The following is a 19,923-nucleotide window of genomic DNA, read 5'->3' on the forward strand; positions in this document are numbered from 1 at the left end:
ACCTGCCAATTAATCCATTATAACTTTATAGGCCTTTTTGCATGTAATTAAAGCTATACCCAAAATGCCACCCAGTATCAAACCGATTAATATACTTTTAAGTTTCCCAATTCTTTCAACATCTAATGGAAGTATAGGTTTGTCTATCACTTGTATTAAAGGTGTTTCATTTCTTAGAGATACCTTTGACGCTTCAAGGTTTCTAACAAGTTCAGCTAAAATTGCCCTGTTTGCTTCAACATCAATTTGATGACGTTGAGATGAAGTACGTAGTACAACTCTTGCAGGGTTAGCATTCGGATTGGCATCAATTGAGGCTGCTACACTACCGATTGCACCATTAAGTTCAGTCCGAACTGAATCTGTTTGATGTTGCAAAATTTGAACATTCTGAGTGAATTTTTTAGTTTTTGTTTCAATGTAAAACTGAGAAACTCGATTTGCCAGGATTTCGGCAAAGTATTTCGAAAACAATTCATTCTTTGTTTTTACTGTAAGAACAATAATGCTTAGCTTTTTATCAATTTTTTCTACAGTAACATTATTAGTGATCAAGTTTTTACGAAATACGCCTATTAAGCTATCTTGAATTAAAGTACGTTTTGTTGTATCTAAGTTGGGTGGAAACTTTACACTTTCAAGATTCGTATTATCTTTCCAACCATTACGTAAATTATTAAAATTAATATACAACTCAGCTAAAGTTTCAATTTTTCCATTTATACTTATTTGTGAAAGTAATGCCTTTTGAATAATTGACCTTGATTTCATTAACTCAATCAAGTTATCGCCCGAAAAAACTCCACCGCCATTATTACCAACATCCAATCCAAATTGGCTTGCAATTCCTGAATAGGCACTCATCCCGCCTGTGCTTTTACTATCTTCTAAAGCAAAACTAAGTTCGGCCTTATAAACCGGCTTTTTATACACAGCATATCCCAAGCCCAATAAAGATCCAATAACACAATAAACTACAACAGAAACCCATTTGGATCTGATAAATTTATAAAACTTTATAATAGTGAGTATAACTTCCTTTAGTGATAACTCCATTTCGGTGGAATCAGTTTTATTTTGATCTTCCATTATGCTGATTATCGCGTTAAGGTAATAATACCAATTAAAACTGCCGCTGCGGAAGCCAAAGCTCCACCGATACCACCAATTTCTACAGCACTCAATCCTCTATGTTGTAATTTTTTAGGGATAACTATTTCGCTGCCGGGTTTAATAGTTGGATAACTTTTAAAGAAAAGAAAATGATGAGTTGATTTAACTGACCCGTTAGCATAAATTACGTAAGCTTTGCGGCGCAATGCATTTTCGGAAAAACCACCGGCATTGCTTACAAAACCAGTTAATGATTTTGAAGATGTATAAACAACCGAGCTTGGAAATAACACCTCTCCATTAACCTTTACCAATTGTTGCTGGCTTGGGATACGTAAAACATCTCCTTCTTCCAATATCAAATCGATATTAGAACCTGGTTTAGCCAGTATTTCTTTTAAATCAATACCTACATAATCATTTTGAAGTTGCTCAAATACGTTTGAGGTAGAGTCTTTAAGTGTTTGTTGGATGTGTGTTAAACGTGCAATCCTTTCCTGGCTTACTTCGGATATGTTTGATTTGCCTTTTTCTGTATTAATTCCTAATTTATCAATACGTTTTAACCTTGCCCCATCAATATCTGCAGAGGCTTTTAACCCGCCGGCGCGCGTTATCAAATCAGATATTTTTTCGTTTTTTGTAATAATAGTGTATGGCCCCGGATACAGAACTTCGCCTTCGAGCCTTACTGTTCTTTGTTTTTCATACCCGGGTAAACTATATACCGATACTACATCAAAAGGTTGTAATATAAATGAAGATGCATTGATCTTAAATTGCTCATCCACGTTGATATGAAAAACCTGAGACACAGGGCCATCCTTTTGGGTGGGGTCGCTATTGCTTATTCGCCTTGCCACTTCTATCCGTGCAGGGCTTGCACCTTCATTTAAGCCTCCGGCCTGAACAATGAGGTCTTCCACTGTCATTTTATCGGAATATGGAAAATCTCCACCTGATCTTACTTCTCCGTTTATATTTACCGAATATTCATCGCGCAGATCGAAAATTGATGGTATAGTAACTACATCTTCTTTTTTCAGTAAAATATCTGGTGCATTTTTATTAAAAATTTCTTTTATATCAAAAGCGACAATTTCTTGTGTATTGTCTGATTTTAAGCGGCTGATAAAACCACGTTTTGTAAAAGCATCCTGCCTCAACCCTGCTGCCTTATTAACCAATTGTGTTAAGGTTAACCCTTTATCTAACTCAAATTGGCCTGGCCTTATAACAGCTCCAAAAATGCTTACCCTGTTTTGGTAAGTATCTAATATCTGGTCAACAATGTAAGAATCTCCTCTCAACGGAATGTAGTTGCTAAAATCGACAGCTTTTACATCAACAACTTTACGATCCTGGTCTGTAATCTGGGTTGCTTTAATATTTGCAGTATAAGCAACTTCAGTAAACCCACCTGCAAAATCAATTACATCACGTAAAACTTCGCCGGGTAAAACCTCATAAGTTGCCGGCCTTTTAACCTGCCCGGCTAATTTAACACGCACGTTATAAGTAGGCACTCTTACAATATCGCCGTCTTGCATGCGTATGTTATCTTTTTGGCTACCCTTTAATAAAAAATCATAAACATCTAGTGTTCTGATAACGTCGCCATTTCTGATCACCTGTATTTTACGGAAAGAGCCTATATTGTTTGGGCCACCTGAATTATACAGCGCGGCAAATACTGTAGATAATGATGACAGGGTAATTGTACCTGGCCTTACCACCTCGCCAATCATAATAACTTTTATACTACGGATATTACCAAGGCCTATGCTTACGTTGGTACCGTGCCCTATCGCGTAATGGTTGGCAATAAGTTTTGATGTAATTAAACCAGTAGCCTGTTCAATACTTTTTCCGCTAACGTTAATTAAACCTATACCGGGTAATGCAATATTTCCTTCGGGGTTTATTCCCAATTTCCAATCTGCTACTGAGTTTCCGTATATACTAACCAATATCTGATCATCTGGCCCAAGCCGGTAGTTTTGAGGAGTTGGAATACGTAAATTAGGCTCGAAAGTTAAGTTTTTGTTATTGAACAATTCAGCACCAAATATTGCCGAACCGTCTCTTGGATAAACTTTAGCTGTCGTGGTTTTACCGTCCTCATCCTTTTTACCATCTTCGTCTTTTGTTTCATCGGTAGTAACTTCCCGGCCCAACTGGTCTTTCTTTGTTGTCTGGTCCAAATTCACATCCTTTGCGGTACGGATAAGATTTATACGGTTTTGGAGTTTATTTATATCTTGTACAGACATTCCTTTAGCTGCGGCAGCCTGCCTTATCTGATCATCGCTCATGCCCGAAGCTTTCGCTTTCTGAATAAAATCGCGAAGCTGGGTATCAGTAATTTCGTTAGGGTTGTTTGGGAGTGTTGTCGGCGTATTTGCAGGCTGGCTAGTAGCCATATTGGTAGTATTGGTAGTTGAAGTACCCGAAGATGTAGACCCTGAAACGGTTTGTGCCTGAGTATCCTCAACTCCAACTATTATATTTGTCAATAAAAAAAACGTTACTAAAACGTATAGAAAATATCTCATCTTATTTATTTGAGTAGTAATAATTTTTAGTCAGAAAAACTATTTTCCGAAAATTATCAGCTTTTTTTTACAATGTTACGAATTAAACCGCGCATTTATAATAAAAATATTACAACCTGCCATCTATTAATGTTCTTTCCAGCATTCCTTTAATATCATATATTACAGATTCCTTTTGCCTTTTCAACTTATCGAAATTAAGCAGTTTAAACTGGCTATGCGCAACTGCTAATATAACAGCATCATAATTATTTTTAAGCTCTTCCAAATTTTTGTTAGTGGTTATACCGTATTCTGCCATTACTTCGGCAGGGCTTGCCCATGGATCAAAAACTTCGTACCTGGCTTCAAACTCATGTAAAACATTTATGATATCTATCACGCGTGTATTGCGCACATCGGTACAGTTCTCTTTAAAGGTAAAACCCAAAACTAAAACATTAGCATTTTTAACGTTGATGTTGCGCTTTATCATCAGCTTTATCACTTCGAGGGCTACATATTTCCCCATTCCGTCGTTCAAACGGCGACCGGCCAATATCATTTCGGGATGATAACCCAGTTCCTGTGCCTTTTGGGCAAGGTAATACGGATCAACCCCGGTACAGTGACCACCTACCAAACCGGGCTTAAAATTGAGAAAATTCCATTTTGTACCCGCGGCGGCTAAAACATCATGGCTATCAATACCAATAAGGTTAAATATTTTAGAAAGCTCATTTACAAAAGCGATGTTAACATCACGTTGCGAGTTTTCGATCACTTTACAAGCTTCGGCAACTTTAATACTTGGGGCTTTGTGTGTCCCTGCTGTAACAATTACACGGTACAGATCATCAATAAAATTGGCTGCTTCGGGGGTTGAACCCGATGTTACCTTTAAAATATTGGTAATTGTATGTACTTTATCGCCGGGGTTAATACGCTCGGGAGAATAACCTGCATAAAAATCGTGGTTGAAAAACAGGCCGGATACTTTTTCCAATACAGGTATGCACACCTCTTCGGTTGCTCCGGGGTACACGGTTGATTCATATATCACAACATCACCAGGCTTTAATACTTTGCCTATAGTTTTTGTTGCATTAATGAGTATACTTAAATCGGGCCGGTTATGCTGATCTGTAGGTGTGGGTACCGATACGATGTAAACATTGCAGTTACGAATACTTTGGGTATCTGATGTGCAATATAAGCCCTGCGCTCCGGGAGTGGCGGTTATTACCGAACGTAAGCGATCCGAATCTACTTCGAGGGTGCTATCAACAGCCAGGCTAACTTCGTCAACCCGGCTTTGTTTTATATCATAACCCGTAACCGGAAATTTTGAAGCAAACTCTGCCGCGAGTGGTAATCCAACATATCCTAAGCCTATAATGGCTATTTTAATTTCGGCGGGCTTAGTAAACATTTTTACACATAAACCCTAAAAAGGGTTAACAAAGATAATTTTTAATTTAAGTAATCAAGTACTGATAGCTTAACGTATACCGTAAACCAATTAGTACTTAAATTGTTTTAAGCATTTTAAAACATAAGCAATAAATAACACCAGGGTATTTATTTCATATCGGCAAGGTATGCATTCAAATCTTCGGGCGTACCAATGCCATGCATTTGCTGCTGTTCTATATTGTATATAATTATCTTTTTATTATCCTTAATAAGGTAATTGTAAACCGGGCAGGTATAAAACTCATTGTTAACCCTATCGTTGTTAATTATCATGTCAATAGCGCCATTAACAAAATCGCTGCCTTTGCCAAAAAGGTAAATACCTACTGTGGCAAACTCTGAGATAGCCTTCTTTTCCTGAACTTCAGTTACAAAACCATCCTGGCCAATTTTAGCGAATGACCATTTGGGGTTCAATTCGGCATCGGTAAAAGTTAATATAGAGCCATCGAGCTTCTTATCGAGGCAATCATTAAGGTAATCAGCTATGTTGATATCTACTATCTGGTCTGAGTTGGCAATGAGCAAAGGGTATTCATTGTTAATATGCTCTCGTGCGAATAAAACGGTGCAAGCGGTACCTTCGGTTAACTGATCGATCCCGATAAATGTTGTATTGTAGGTATCGCTGATATATTTAACCAGTTCTTGCTCTAACTCAAAATGCTCTTTACGGCCTATTAATATATAATTCGCATCAGGATAGTTCAGGTTTTCCATTACCCGCATAATCATGGGTTTACCTGCTACATCAATAAAAGGTTTTGGTTTGGCATAACCTGCTTTGGCAAAACGGCTGCCTAAGCCCGCCATGGGTATTACAATGTTTATCATACTATGTATTTATCGTTATTGGCACCGGGAAGCTTTACAACTACGGTGGTTACATCGGTTATGGCTTCAAAATCAGTTATTACGCCGGGCTTAATAGTCAGCACATCACCGTCTGAGTATTCAACGCCCGACATTCTTACTCTGCCGTTTACTATTACGGTATATTCGGTTGCAATTTTGTGGAAATGCTTGCCTTCATACTCGCCGGCCTTGTATTTTTTTATGCCTACTTCCACATCATTTGTGGCATGCAGGGTTGGCTCAAAATTACCAATGAACCATCCTTTAAACATATCATCCAGTTTGGATACTTCAATTTTTTCGGGCTGGTCCATCATTGTTTTGATTTGTATTCGTCTATCATTTGCGGCGAATAAAATGAATGATATTTGTTATTTTCTATCTGGTAGTTAAGTACCTTTTTACCTTTTAATACATACTCGTTCAGTACAGGCGATATGTAAAAGTTACCCTCCAGCTGTACATCATTTTTGATGCTTTGAAAAGCGCTCTCAAAAAAATCCTTCGCTTTGGCAAAATAGTAGTATCCCGCTATAGCATGGTTACTGATGGGGTTTTTCTCGGCAGTCTGGATAACAGCATTATCCTCTACCCTGGCGTATGACCATCGCGGATGTACGGATTTAAAAGTGATAATACCTGCATCGGCATTATGTTGTTGCCAAAATTTGTTGATATCATTAAAGTTTTCATCAATAACCTGGTCGCCGTTAAGTATCAGTAGTTGATCATCATCATCAATTTTATCAATGGCCATTAAGGTGCTGCAAAGTCCTCCTTTTGTTGAGCGTTTTAGCCTGATCACATCACAATTTGGTTCCAGCATTTTCAGCGTGTTATCCAGGTGATATTTTGTAGAATCTTCGTTATTAATGATGAATATAAAATGGCAGGGGTGCTTTATAATGTTGGCGCTTTTAATTACCAGTTCTATCATCAGCATGCCATTAATATCTATTAATGGTTTAGGATAAAGGTATCCCGATTTTATAAACGCATCGGACGAGCCGGCCAGTGGTATTACTATCTTAAGCATGCTCTATCTGTTTTATACGGTCCATTATATTATAGTAGTGCACATCATCCGGGTTTTCAACCTTCAGCACGTGTGCCCCGGCTGCTACAGCAGCCTTCACGCCATTTTCGTTATCTTCTACTATCAAACAATCCAGGGGGCTTAAACCCATTCTTTCGATAGCAGTGGTGTACATTTCGGGATGTGGTTTACTGTGCGTCACGTCTTCGTTAGAGATAAAGAAATCCAGGTATTGTAATAAGCCCGATTTTTCCATCATGATCTCTATTGAACGCCTAACCGAGTTTGAGCAAACTGCCATGTGGTAACCTTCGGCTTTCAATTTTGCAAGCGCAAATTGGTGGTGAAATATGGGCTTACATTTAGTAAACACGGTTTCGATGGTGTATTGTTGCTTTAACTCATTAACAAAGCCGTGTAGCTTTTTTGGAAAGCCACCTTCCAGCGAAAGCATCTCCAGCTTTTTTTTGGTAGGAAGCCCATCAAAGGTGATAAGGTGGTCATAACGGCTTATCTCGTGACCAAACAGGCCTAATGCAGCATTCAGCGATTCGTAGTGCCAATCACGGGCGTCTATCAGTACGCCATCCATATCAAAAATAACTGCCTTAATTTTCATGGAAAAAAGTTTTAGCCTCTTCAGGGTAATCGGTACAAAGCATTACGGTATTCATTTGTTCGCCCATGTGTTTATAGTTTTCCCATTCGTGTGTGTATGCCCGCTTATGTAAGTCGGGCGATACGATACAAATTTGTTTGTTGTTGAGTTGGTGCTGCGATATAACGGCCTCATCTATCCAATGGCCTTTAAATTCATCCAGCCATACTCCTGCCGATTCATCGTATAACGGGCACTCTATTTCGTATTCGCTTTGGCGTGTAAAGGTTGTGAGGTTGGTTTTGGTGTACTGGATATGATCGGGCACAGACATATCGAATAAAAAGTAACTGGTAATGTTATACTGTTCCAGATACGATTTAAGTAGCGCTTGTAAGCCATCGGCCTTAATGTTTAAGGCAAGCGGCAGGCTTTTATCGTATTGGCTATATATCTCAAGAAACTCGGTGAATTTGATACAGTTTGCGTTTGCAATATCGTGCGAAATAACGAGGTCGCCGTTATAATCGCGAATATCTGTTTCGGTGCCAAAGCCTAAGCTGAATGAGCGGTGGAAGGCAACGGGCGTATTTTTCTCGTCTGCGGTTTTCCAATAACCCCTGTGCGATAGTACGATCATTTTTTAGTTGTTATATTTAGACCACGCCGCCAGCCACATGGCAAACTCGGTGCGCGTTCGTTGTTTGTATATCGGATCGGTGTGGGGATAAGGTATGTCAAAAAAACGTTCGTATTTTAACCAATACAGATCCAGTTGTTCCTGATCGGCAATACAAAAATATTTAGCTATAAAGCGATCGCTATCCTCCGTTGTCCAATCGGGGTTGAAATTAACACTTTTAAAGAAATTATTCACCAAATATCCTTCGGCAACGTTAAATTTCATAAACATGGCCGGGTCGGTAATATCATCGTGTTGGGTAGCAGTATCTAAGGGAATACTCCAATACAGGTCCATATCGGCAATAGTGCCAAACATAAACATATCAGTTATGGGGTACAGCCGCTGCAGGAACGAATTTGTGCTTATAATAACCAGCCTTTTAGTGATAATGGCATCCTTAACCGGGAAAGCATTTTGCAGGTTAGCCAGGTACGATATAAAATCAACCGGTTTGCTGCAACGCTGATCGGTACGGCTTTTAAGCATATACTTTACCCCCTTACTCTTAAGGTAGTTCATCCCGGTAAGGGTAGATAGTAGCTGCATATTGATATTGCTGAGCCCCCTGAACTGCGGCACAGCGTATGTTACTACAGGCACACCAATGCTTTCAATTGCCTCGATAAGTACACGGTCGGTTTCGGCAGCTGTACTTACCACTATTACCGCGTTGGGGTAAACATGTTTGTAAAGTTTAACCGTTTCGAGTGTAAAGTTATCTTCGGCAATGATTTGCCCCTGCAATAAAATACCATAATCGGCATTGATATGAGGATAACTTGGATAGGATGTTTTGTCGAAAAACTTGGGCCTGCTTTGGAGGCGTAGGTAAAGCCCCATTTTGCGTTCGAAGAAAGATAATATCCGCCTGAAGATTGCCTTAAACCTGTTAAAATTCATAAACGTTTATTACGTATTAATTTGGAGCAAGTTAGTTAATACTTTGCAAAAAGCACTTATCCATTATATATCTGATATACGCCATTTATGGTACGCGCAGTTGGTGATCCGACCAAAATAGTAGTGATTTTTTTATCGATCATCAATTGCTCGGCACCGCTGATGTATTCGTCGCCATCCAGAATAATAGGGTTATCATTCATCATATCATTAAGCATCAAAGTTTGCGTATCCGGATTTTTTACGAGAGCTCGCCTTAAATCGCCATCTGTAATCAGGCCATCAATCTTTTCGGCATTGCCAACAATAACCAACCCCAACCTGCCTTCCGACATTTTTAACACCAGTTCGGTAAACGTAGCGTTTATGTTTATAAATGGCAGGTTATCCGTGCGCATCAGGTCTTTAACCTTTACCAGCAATTTGCGGCCAAGACTGCCGCCGGGATGATAACGTGCAAAATCATGCGGTTGAAAATCGCGGCACTCCATCAGGGCTACTGCCAGGGCATCGCCCATTACCAATGCTGCTGTGGTTGATGATGTAGGAGCAAGTTTTAACGGACAAGCCTCATGCTCAACAGCGATGTTTAAATGATGATCGCTATTTTTTGCGATGGTGCTATCGGGATAGCCGGTAAAAGCAATGAGCTTATTTTGGTTATGCTTTAAATATGGGATAAGTTTTAACACTTCATCAGTTTCGCCGGAATAAGATATCAGGATAACAATATCATCAGTACCAACCATACCCAGATCGCCATGAAAAGCTTCGCCGGGATGTAAAAATAAAGCCGGGGTACCTGTGCTGGCTAAGGTAGCCGCTATTTTTTTACCGATAAGGCCCGATTTGCCAATACCGCTTACCACTACCCTGCTTTTGCCATTCAATATGGTTTTAACAACACTGTCAAATTGCTCATCAAGCAAGGCAGCAACCTGTTGCAGCGATTCGATCTCGACATTAAAAACCCGTTTGGCTATATCTTTCATCATACCATCAGTACTCATAATAGCGGTGCTATGGCTTTTTCAAGATCACTTAATTTTACCATGTTAGGCCCATCGCTCAGCGCGTTATCCGGGTCGGGGTGCGTTTCCATAAAATAGCCGCTTGCCCCAAATGCTTTGGCTGCGAGGGCCATCATGGGTACAAAAGTACGGTCTCCTCCAGTTTTGCCGCCATCTCCACCGGGGCGCTGCACCGAGTGGGTACAGTCCATACAAACAGGATAGCCAAAAGCTTTCATATCATATATATTCCTGAAATCTACCGCGAGATTATTATACCCAAAGCTATTGCCGCGCTCGGTTAGTATTACCTGTGCGTTGCCAGCCTCCACAACCTTTTGTGCGGGATAAAACATATCCTTGCCTGATAAAAACTGCGCCTTTTTAACATTCACTATTTTACCTGTTTTAGCGGCAGCTACAAGCAAATCGGTTTGGCGGCATAAAAAAGCCGGTATCTGTAAAATATCAACCACTTCGGCCGCAATAGCCGCCTGGAACGGCTCGTGGATATCTGTAGTAACGGGTAATCCAAATTTCTCCTTAACGTTGTTCAGCATTTCCATACCCTTTTCAATACCGGGGCCACGGTATGAATGGATAGAAGTGCGGTTAGCCTTATCAAACGATGATTTAAAAACAACAGGGACATTAAACTTTTGCCCGACGTTAGCTACCTGCTCGGCAACCTGGTATAAAAGTTCCTGGTTTTCCATTACGCATGGCCCTAAAATGAAAAATGTACTACTGTTTATTTTGCTGAATAACATGTTAACGCGCTTATTTAGCTGCAAAGATGGGAATTATTGTGATAATGCAGGCTGTTAGCACCTTTAATGCCACTTTTTTTATATTTTACAAATGCCGCATATTGCCATTTTTTATTTTGTATGATAAAAATGAAACAACATTATAACACAGACGAAGCACAAACTACAACATTAGTTAAGTTATTAACACTCTGATTACCATACCCCGTGGAAAAAAATGTGTTAAAAAAACGTTAAAATATTAGTCTGTTAAATCTATAGAGTATATATTTGTACTAATTGTTAGTTTATCAGTTATAAACCAATTGTTCTTTATGATAATTAATGAGGTCAGTTAATGTTAAAAAGAGAGGGCTTCGCGGCGCTCTCTTTTTTTTTTGCACTCATTTTTAAATCATAAAAACCGGTTTAACAAACATTAACAATAAAAACAACCCGGCTTGAATTACGTTTTTATAAATTGCACACTTAAACAGGCAATAATTCAAGGCCATGAAACGTATCCTTTTCATCTTTATCATTTTAGTAATAAGTCTGCAGGCTACATACGCACAGATGCCACTTACGGGTAAGGTTTACGAATTGGATAAGCACACTCCGCTCCCATCCATCAAAGTACAAAACACCAGAACTAAAGATAACACACTAACCAACACGGCAGGAGTATTTACCATACAGGCTAAGGCGGGTGATCTTTTAGTTTTGGAAAGTTTTTCATATCAACCAGATACTGTTTTGGTAACCAATGCCCGTTATATAGAAGTTAACATGGTACTTAAAGTTAACAACCTGAACGAAGTTAAAATACAAAATACCACCACAAAGTTAGGTAGCCTGAAAGACCCCACTCTGCATAACCAAACGGTAACTTACCTGACCGATCAGAAAGGAACCGGTGGCATTGCAATAAGGTTTGGTTACGGCAAGGGCAGCAAAGAAAAGAAAGAAGAAGAGTTAGCAAGGGATACACTAACGCTTAATGCAATTGATAAGGCTTTTAACCCAGGCAACCTTGGCAAATACATTCCGCTTAAGGGCACTGATATGCACCAGTTTATTGGATTATACCGCCCCAATATCAAAACCTTTACTGCGCCCTATTTTAACTTCGTGTTGTATGTGCATGAGTCTTATAAAAACTATTTGGCACTCACTCCCCAGCAACGTAAGCTCATCGTTTTAAAAGCCGACAGCATTAAAAACTGATATAAAATTCACAGTGTTTTTATTGTTTGAGCCGAATAGCCAGCTTATTCGGCTCATAATTTTAAGTTTTATGAGCCGATTATATTTTTATTCGGCTCACAAATTACATTTATTGTTTAAACATATAACCGGTATTTTGTTTATAATTTATATCAGTACTTGCCTACTACAACTTTGGTCATTTTATCAAAATCGAAGTATTTATTGGCGTAGCTGATAATATCCGCGGCGGTAATGTTGCGAACAACTTCGGTATAGTAATCGTAATACTCAAAATTAAGCCCCCAGAAGTACACATTCTTAAACTTATCAGCGTGCGATATCACGTTTTCAAGACTGCCTAATAGCGACCCAAGCATGTAGTTTTTTACCAAAGACAGTTCTTCGTGGCTCACGGGCACTGTTTTGAGCAGGTTGATCTCTTTTTCTATTTCGATCATGGTGAGGCGGGTAACATCGGCACCAACTTCTGTAGCGATAAATAAAGCGCCAAAGTCTTTCATGGATACCGTTGCCGATCCTATGCCATAAGTGTAGCCCTTATCCTCCCGGATGTTATTCATTAATCGCGAGCCAAAATAACCACCTAAAATAGTATTCACCACCTGCAAAGCCGGGTAATCGGGATGGGTGCGCGGCACGCTAACCGCGCCCATACGGATGGCAGATTGCAGCGCATCCGGCTTTTCTATCAAAGTAAATAAATTACCTGATGATAATTGCTCGGTCTGAGCGGTTTGTGCAATACTGTTATTGGCCCAGCCTTTATCAAATAAATTAGTAATGGTTTTTAAAATATCATCGTCAACCTTACCGGCAACCAATATGGTACAGTTTGCGGGCTGGTACATTTGTTTAAAATGCGCCACAAGGTCGGCCTGTTGCAATTTGGCATAATCTGCAGGTTCAGGCTTCAGGCCATATATGGTATTGCCAAAAACTTCACGGTTATAGGTACGACGGGCAACAAAATCATTCTTTTGCAAGCTTACCTGCAGTTTTTGCTGCTGGTTACGGATATAGGTTTGCAGCTCGCGCTCAGGGAAAGCCGAGTTTGTTAAAATATCGTGAATAACGGGCAGCGTACTGTGCAGGTGTTTATTTAAGGTAAACAATGTTACCTGCGATTGCTCAAAGCCATAATCAACCTGTAAAAAGGCGCCGTAATAATCAACAGTATCGGCAATTTGCGCTGCCGACATGGTATGTGTACCATCATTAAGCATGGTATTTACAGCGGTATTTAAGAGCGGCTTATCCGGATCAAAACTCAGGTTGTTAAATATCCATTCAATACGTACAAGCTCCTGGTCGCCTGATGTGAACCAGAATAAATTACAATCGTTACTTAGCTTTACATGGCCGGGGGCAAGCAAACTAATGTGCTCTATCGGTTTAAATTCGGGAGGTGTAATTCTGTTTAACATTATTCGGCTAAGTATATTAAGGTAGACGAGTTTTCTTTTACCAGCATGGCCCGGGCTTGTTGCTGCACCTGCTGCGCGGTTATGGCAAGGTAGCGTGCAGGCTCGGTATTTAACAGTTCGGCATCGCCCAGCAATTCAAAATAGGCTATGTTCATGGCATTATCCAGTAATGATATTTCAGAGAAAACCATGGTTGATTCTGTTTTGTTCTTCACCTTGGTCAGTTCATCAACAGGTACAGGCTCAGCTTTCAGCTTTTCCAGTTCTTCCCAAATAGCGGCTTCGGCGGTTTCAATACTTATCCCCGGTAAAGGGCGGCCATCAATAACAAACATGCCGGTATCAAGGCTGCCCGTCATATAGGCATGCACTTCGCTGAATATCTGTTTCTCTTTAATCAGTGTTTTGTATAAGCGTGATGAGTTACCACGCGATAATATATCCGACATCAGATCAGTAATGTAATAAGCCTCGCTCATGCGGTCGGCCATCTGGAAGGCGATATAAATGCTATTTAATGGTACTTTAGCAGTGATGGTGGCGCGGCGCTCTTCATGCTGCGGCAATTCCTGCGGTAAATTGCGGTGGTATTTTTCGCCCGCGGGAATAGGGCCAAACCATTTTTCGGCCAGCATTTTTACCTGCTCGGTATCTACATCCCCCCCTACTACCATAATAGCGTTTTGCGGGTTATAGTGCTTTTTAAAAAAAGCTTTCACATCACCTATCTGCGCGTTTTCAATGTGCGACAGCTCTTTGCCAATGGTTGCCCAGCGGTACGGGTGTGTTTTATAAACCATTGGGCGCAGGTTTAACCAAACATCGCCGTAAGGTTGGTTTAAATAACGCTGCTTAAACTCTTCCATTACCACATTGCGCTGCACCTCCAGGCTTTTCTCGCTAAAAGCAAGACTGAGCATGCGGTCGCTTTCCAGCCAGAAAGCTGTTTCCAGGTTTACAGCCGGTAGGGTGATATAATAATTTGTGATATCGTTACTGGTAAAAGCATTGTTTTCGCCGCCTACACGCTGCAGGGGCTCGTCATAGCTGGGGATATTGACCGACCCACCAAACATAAGGTGCTCAAACAAATGGGCAAAGCCGGTTTGCCCAGGGTCCTCATCACGGGCGCCAACATCATATAAAATATTAAGTACAGCCATTGGAGTGGCCTTATCTTCGTTAACAATAACCCTAAGGCCGTTATCAAGTGTAAAACGGTTGAATTTAACCATGTATCAATTAAAAATGGTTTGTAAAAAACAGGATTGCAAAGGTAAAATTTTTAACCATGTACGGAATAAGATTTAACTTATTGAAAATAAAATGAATACTAACCGGCGATAAAAAAACACCCGGACCTAAAAAACAATAGCCCGATTGGTGATGTTATCATTATACATTTTCGCCAATTATTAAACGTATTGCATTAACCAAATTACGCGCCATGAAAAATATACTGGTATTGACCGATCTTTCGCCACGGTCCGAGCAAATTTCGCGGGTAGCTTTAAAGTTAGCAAAACAGCTCGGTGCCGGTTTATTGCTATGTGATGTTTTAAGTTCGCCGCTTAAAAATGCCATCCATTTTTACAGTAATGATTACTGGCCTTTTGAAGATGATTGCCAGAATGTTGAAGAACTGGTAAACCACCTCAATTTGGAGAATGTTGCGGGCAATATGGATATCCATTGCGTCAACTTTGATGAATTTTATCCTGACAGGATAAAAGAAACCATAACTAATGAAAACATCTGTATGGTTATGATGGCGATAGAACAGATTAGCGACCTGAAAACAGATGACGAGGATAATTACGCCAGGCAGATAATTGACCAGGCAAATTGCCCTGTATTTTTAATACCGGATGGTGCGGATATTAACGAGTTAGATAAAATAGCCTACCTTACCGATCTGCGTTATTGCGATATACAGGTGGTAAATTTATTAAAGGCGCTTAATGCCACTGTTTTTGTAACCCACGTATCGGCATGGGGAACCCCGGATATGAATGATGCCTACGCCCAGGCTTTTTTAACAGATGAAATAGCCGCCAATATAGATTACGGCAAGTTATTTTTGAGGAACATTAAAGGCGAAAACCGCAAAACAGACCTCGATCATATTGTGCTAAACTCTGATATAAAAGCCATCGCTATTGTAAATAAAAAGCACCAGATGTTAGACAAATTTATACAGACCGAGCCGGGTAAAGAAAGGGCCTACCACCAATTACCTTTATTAATTGTGCCCTATATGGACCGTAACTGGTAATATCCATTATTCGAATACGGCGCGGCGGTTAATTATACGGCCCTGCTCGCTTGAGTTATTTGCTCTTGGATCCATTTCGCCATAACCTTTTGCAGTTACCTGCGCTTCGGGAACGCCATTTGCTACCAGGTACATTTTAACGGCACGTGCACGCGCTACTGATAAACTGATGTTATGGCCAACTATACCCTCTGATGATGCATAACCCCTTATGGTAACCTTTTTAGCGGGGTGCGCTATCAGATCCTTAACTACAACATCCAACTGCTGATAATATGAGGAAGGAATTGTTGAGCTGTTATAATCGAACATCACAATAGGATAAACAATAGTTTTTGCCATCGTATCCAGTTTATTTAAACGGGCAAGTAATGCACTGTCAGGTTTATTAACAATAACTATAGGGCATCCAGAACCATCAACTGTAGTGCCTTTTGGCGTGTGTAAACATTTATCAAAGTAATCGGGCACACCATCACCATCCTCATCATTTTTAAGGCTGTCAATTTTATGCTGAAAACTCAGCAGGCGGGTTTTAAGCGTGCTATCAACACGTACCGAATCTTTTACCCGTTCGTAAACCGATGGCATGCTGCTTACCCAGTCGATATTGGGTTTTGATTTTTTGCCGATAGACATTTCCAGGCCAAAGTACCCGTAAGAGAATTTGTTTTTGCGTGATGAACGGGCAAAATTGGTAGAACTAAGTGTTTTCCCGACTTCGCCCAAATTGAAGGTGTTACCATAAGTGCCGTCAAAAAAGTCATCGTCAACAAAGTTTGCGGTATAGCCGCTATTAAATGTAAACCTGTCATTAATACGGATTTTTAAACCAATGCCGGCTTGTGTGGTTAACTCATGCACAAATGTTTTATCGCGCGTAAAGCCTACATGGCCCTCATAGCTTACTGTGGTACCATCAACATAATTAACCGTAGGTGCAAACCCGATAAAGCCCGAGCCTGCCAAAACAAAAAAGTTAAGCGCGTTGCGGTGCTTAAAAATATCTAAGGAGCCAATTTGTATAATACTTGTTAAAGATAGAGAATAAGCAAGATTGGTATTAAATGATTGTACTATTGATGCATTCCCTTTATAATATGGAGGATTTGAGCCTGCAACATGCCCCGTTAAAGCATCGAATTGAAAACCAACCGAATGTATTAATTGCTTACGGACAGATATGCCAAACCCTTGTTTAATTGATACATTGGTAAAGTTGTTTGAACCGCCAATTACTAAGAATGGTGATAATATGCCTGTATTTATACCGATGTTCCATGTCCTGAAATCTTGTATACGGTTAATTGCTTTCAGCTTAACGGCTTTCAGATCGTGCCAAACCAGGTCTTGCGGGATAGTTCGATACGCTGTTATTGTATCCTGTCTGGCAGCACCCGTTTTATGGGCTGATGCAGTATCTTGCGTGGCTTTTGGTTTAGCCAGTATATAACGCTTAACCAGGGTGTCATGCTGCATTGTATCCCTAAGAGATGTTACCTGCGCATTTGCAGCCATACTGAATATGCTGAGGCATAAAAATATACGCAAACGTAATTTCATTTTTTATTCAATTAATCGGGGGAACCAAAATTTTACAGAAAGCTTTGGTTTTTGAAAAGCATTAGACAAACATCAAGCCACCCAAACCCAAAAAAAACAAGTAAAACGCAAAATCCGCGGGTATGTACGCTTTTTTACTAAAGGCAGATTTCATTAAAAATCATTTTTTGTTTTTTGGAATAAAAAAACGCGGAACAGGATGTGAGATTTCAGGATAGTAAACTGCTTTTATCCGGTAACAACATTCGCGGAATAATTTACTGTGTTATAATTTTTTAATTATATGCTTTAAATCACCAGCATCCATTATCAATTTATTAATAATCTGAAAGAAATTTACCAATATCAAAACACAAAATAAACCGGCAATTAAACAGCGTGCATTTTGCGTCGTTAAAATATAGTTGTCTTTTTTGTGATGCCGACCTAACAAAAAATTTTATTTTGTTAAATTATTTTACGTCCTGCTCTGGTAAACAGGCCAAAACATTACAAAAAAATAACAATCCAACGCTAAAAAAATCTATTCGCAAAGTAATCGCTGTAAAATCATTGTTGAAAAATGTAGAGGTTTTTACCAGTCAGCTATCGTTTTCAAAAGCATTCCCCAAAAGTGTTGCTTTTTTTCCCCATGCAAAATCAATATGGAATTACATTATGTCATTTGATAAGCCTAATTTTACCGTTATAACAAAGCTAAGGCAACAACGCCTGATAAAAATTTGAAACATCAACATGTGGTATAACAATATATTAGAAACCATAGGCCATACCCCACTGGTAAAGCTTAATAAGATAGTAAAAGATATACCGGCAACGGTTTTGGCAAAAGTGGAGACTACAAACCCGGGCAACTCCATAAAAGACCGAATGGCGCTTAAAATGATAGAAGACGCCGAACAAAACGGGCTGCTGAAACCCGGAGGTACTATTATAGAAGGTACATCGGGCAATACTGGCATGGGCTTGGCTATGGCGGCCATTATTAAAGGGTATAAATGTATTTTTACCACAACGGATAAACAATCGAAAGAGAAAGTGGATGCCTTACGTGCTTTTGGTGCAGAAGTAATTGTTTGCCCCACCAATGTTGACCCTGAAGATGCCCGCTCCTATTATTCGGTATCATCGCGCCTGGTGCGGGAAACGCCAAATTCCTGGAAACCTAACCAGTACGATAACCTGTCGAACTCGCAGGCGCATTATGAGCAAACCGGCCCGGAGATATGGGAACAAACTGAAGGCAAAGTAACCCACCTGGTTTGCGGTGTGGGTACCGGGGGAACCATAAGCGGTACAGCAAAATATTTAAAAGAAAAGAACCCCAACATTAAAGTACTGGGTATTGATACTTATGGCTCTGTATTTAAAAAATATAAAGAAACCGGCATTTTTGATAAGAACGAGATATACCCATACATTACCGAAGGTATTGGCGAAGACTTTTTACCGGAGAACGTAGATTTTAACCTGATAGACCATTTTGAAAAAGTAACTGATAAAGATGCCGCATTAATGACCCGCGATATATCTTTAAAAGAAGGCATTTTTGTGGGTAACTCATCAGGATCTGCCATAGCCGGGCTATTGCAGATGAAAGGTATGTTTAAAGAGGGCGATGTAGTGGTAGTAATATTCCCGGACCATGGGTCGCGCTATATGGGCAAAATGTTTAACGAGGACTGGCTGCGCGAGCGCGGCTTTTTAACCGATGCCAAACTTACCGCCCGCAGCATCATAGCCAAAAAAGAAAAAACCGAGATAGTGACCATTGATTGTGAAAAAAGCATAATGGAAGCCATCAGTACCATAAAAAGCCTTAATATATCGCAAATACCTGTTACTCAAAAAGGTATGGTGATAGGTAAAATAACAGAAAGCGGTATTTTAGATGCCTTGCTTGAAAATCCATCACTGCGTTCATCAACCGTGAAAAGCATTGCTACGGGCAGTTTCCCATTTGTGGATCTGAATACGAGTATTGATAAGATATCGGCGTTGATCAATAAGGATAACAGCGCGGTGCTGGTTGAAGATGAGCAAGGGCGGATAGAGATTATTACGCAGTATGATATTATAAATGCGATAAGCGGGTAATCCTGCTGCAGTATAACCAAGACGTCTTTGCGAGGCACGAAGCAATCCTAAACTATTCATTAGCGCTTTGCATGTCGCAAACCTTTCTATCGAGGATTGCTTCGTTCCTCGCAATGACGAAAAAACACTAAACAAATATTAGCGAATTGAGATTGCCGGAAAGAAATATAGTACCGTTTTAAACAAAATAAAGATAACTACAACAAAGAGAGTTACCAGACCGCTACGTTTGGTTTTTAATTGAAAAGCGATTAGGAATGCTATTATGGAATAAATAATGCCATTAGCAAATAAACTTCGCACATATAAAAAGAGCCTATCACTGTCGAAAGTTTGGACCCTCACCAATTGAAATTGCATTTCAGAAATGAAGCAAGT

17 protein-coding genes are annotated in these 19,923 nt (G+C 39.9%); 3 read left to right on the forward strand and 14 right to left on the reverse strand.

Going from position 1 to position 19,923, the window contains the following annotated elements:
• Positions 1–9: 9 nt before the first annotated feature.
• The 11 genes from KXQ82_RS09225 to kdsA all read right to left on the reverse strand — a co-directional run bounded on the left by KXQ82_RS09225 (position 10) and on the right by kdsA (position 10,977).
• Complete coding sequence (locus KXQ82_RS09225; RefSeq protein ID WP_219487894.1) at positions 10–1,089, reverse strand: GumC domain-containing protein; 1,080 nt, start codon at positions 1,087–1,089, stop codon at positions 10–12.
• Between the two features lie 8 nt (positions 1,090–1,097).
• A complete protein-coding gene (locus tag KXQ82_RS09230) occupies positions 1,098–3,629 on the reverse strand; it encodes an SLBB domain-containing protein (protein WP_255563557.1) in 2,532 nt (843 codons plus the stop codon).
• 148 nt (positions 3,630–3,777) lie between these two features.
• Positions 3,778–5,079 carry a nucleotide sugar dehydrogenase gene (locus KXQ82_RS09235; RefSeq protein ID WP_219487895.1) on the reverse strand — a complete coding sequence of 434 codons (1,302 nt, stop codon included), beginning with the start codon at positions 5,077–5,079 and terminating at the stop codon, positions 3,778–3,780.
• Positions 5,080–5,228: 149 nt separating this feature from the next.
• A complete protein-coding gene (locus tag KXQ82_RS09240; RefSeq protein WP_219487896.1) occupies positions 5,229–5,957 on the reverse strand; it encodes a glycosyltransferase family 2 protein in 729 nt (242 codons plus the stop codon).
• Positions 5,954–6,295, reverse strand: a complete 342-nt coding sequence (locus tag KXQ82_RS09245) for a hypothetical protein (RefSeq protein ID WP_255563558.1) — start codon at positions 6,293–6,295, stop codon at positions 5,954–5,956. Before KXQ82_RS09245 ends, KXQ82_RS09240 begins: the two co-directional genes overlap by 4 nt.
• Complete coding sequence (locus tag KXQ82_RS09250) at positions 6,292–7,014, reverse strand: glycosyltransferase family 2 protein (protein WP_219487897.1); 723 nt, start codon at positions 7,012–7,014, stop codon at positions 6,292–6,294. Before KXQ82_RS09250 ends, KXQ82_RS09245 begins: the two co-directional genes overlap by 4 nt.
• Positions 7,007–7,633, reverse strand: a complete 627-nt coding sequence (locus tag KXQ82_RS09255; RefSeq protein WP_219487898.1) for an HAD family hydrolase — start codon at positions 7,631–7,633, stop codon at positions 7,007–7,009. The genes KXQ82_RS09250 and KXQ82_RS09255 overlap by 8 nt, the downstream gene beginning before the upstream one ends.
• Positions 7,623–8,252 carry a PI-PLC domain-containing protein gene (locus tag KXQ82_RS09260; protein ID WP_219487899.1) on the reverse strand — a complete coding sequence of 210 codons (630 nt, stop codon included), beginning with the start codon at positions 8,250–8,252 and terminating at the stop codon, positions 7,623–7,625. Before KXQ82_RS09260 ends, KXQ82_RS09255 begins: the two co-directional genes overlap by 11 nt.
• A 3-nt stretch (positions 8,253–8,255) precedes the next feature.
• A complete protein-coding gene (locus KXQ82_RS09265) occupies positions 8,256–9,197 on the reverse strand; it encodes a WavE lipopolysaccharide synthesis family protein (RefSeq protein WP_219487900.1) in 942 nt (313 codons plus the stop codon).
• A gap of 56 nt (positions 9,198–9,253) precedes the next feature.
• Complete coding sequence (locus tag KXQ82_RS09270) at positions 9,254–10,207, reverse strand: KpsF/GutQ family sugar-phosphate isomerase (protein ID WP_255563559.1); 954 nt, start codon at positions 10,205–10,207, stop codon at positions 9,254–9,256.
• Positions 10,204–10,977, reverse strand: a complete 774-nt coding sequence (kdsA, locus tag KXQ82_RS09275) for a 3-deoxy-8-phosphooctulonate synthase (RefSeq protein ID WP_219487901.1) — start codon at positions 10,975–10,977, stop codon at positions 10,204–10,206. Before kdsA ends, KXQ82_RS09270 begins: the two co-directional genes overlap by 4 nt.
• Positions 10,978–11,469: 492 nt before the next feature.
• Here kdsA and KXQ82_RS09280 point away from each other — a divergent pair, with 492 nt between their 5' ends.
• Positions 11,470–12,183, forward strand: coding sequence for a carboxypeptidase-like regulatory domain-containing protein (locus tag KXQ82_RS09280; RefSeq protein ID WP_219487902.1), 714 nt, complete (start codon positions 11,470–11,472; stop codon positions 12,181–12,183).
• A 152-nt stretch (positions 12,184–12,335) separates the two neighbouring features.
• Here KXQ82_RS09280 and KXQ82_RS09285 read toward each other — a convergent pair whose 3' ends face one another.
• Positions 12,336–13,610, reverse strand: a complete 1,275-nt coding sequence (locus tag KXQ82_RS09285) for a M16 family metallopeptidase (protein WP_219487903.1) — start codon at positions 13,608–13,610, stop codon at positions 12,336–12,338.
• Positions 13,610–14,845 (reverse strand): M16 family metallopeptidase, encoded by a 1,236-nt coding sequence (locus KXQ82_RS09290; protein ID WP_219487904.1) that lies wholly within the window; start codon positions 14,843–14,845, stop codon positions 13,610–13,612. Before KXQ82_RS09290 ends, KXQ82_RS09285 begins: the two co-directional genes overlap by 1 nt.
• Before the next feature lie 212 nt (positions 14,846–15,057).
• Between KXQ82_RS09290 and KXQ82_RS09295 the strand changes: the two genes are divergently transcribed.
• The gene (locus KXQ82_RS09295; protein ID WP_219487905.1) at positions 15,058–15,885 is read left to right on the forward strand and encodes a universal stress protein; all 828 of its coding nucleotides are present in this window, start codon (positions 15,058–15,060) and stop codon (positions 15,883–15,885) included.
• A gap of 6 nt (positions 15,886–15,891) precedes the next feature.
• Here KXQ82_RS09295 and KXQ82_RS09300 read toward each other — a convergent pair whose 3' ends face one another.
• Positions 15,892–17,448 (reverse strand): OmpA family protein, encoded by a 1,557-nt coding sequence (locus KXQ82_RS09300; RefSeq protein WP_219487906.1) that lies wholly within the window; start codon positions 17,446–17,448, stop codon positions 15,892–15,894.
• A gap of 735 nt (positions 17,449–18,183) precedes the next feature.
• On the opposite strand from KXQ82_RS09300, the gene KXQ82_RS09305 reads away from it, so the two are divergent.
• Positions 18,184–19,545 (forward strand): pyridoxal-phosphate dependent enzyme, encoded by a 1,362-nt coding sequence (locus KXQ82_RS09305; RefSeq protein WP_219487907.1) that lies wholly within the window; start codon positions 18,184–18,186, stop codon positions 19,543–19,545.
• Positions 19,546–19,923: the final 378 nt, after the last annotated feature.

The organism is Mucilaginibacter rivuli (genome assembly GCF_019391655.1).
In the GTDB taxonomy this organism is placed as follows: Bacteria; Bacteroidota; Bacteroidia; order Sphingobacteriales; family Sphingobacteriaceae; genus Mucilaginibacter; species Mucilaginibacter rivuli.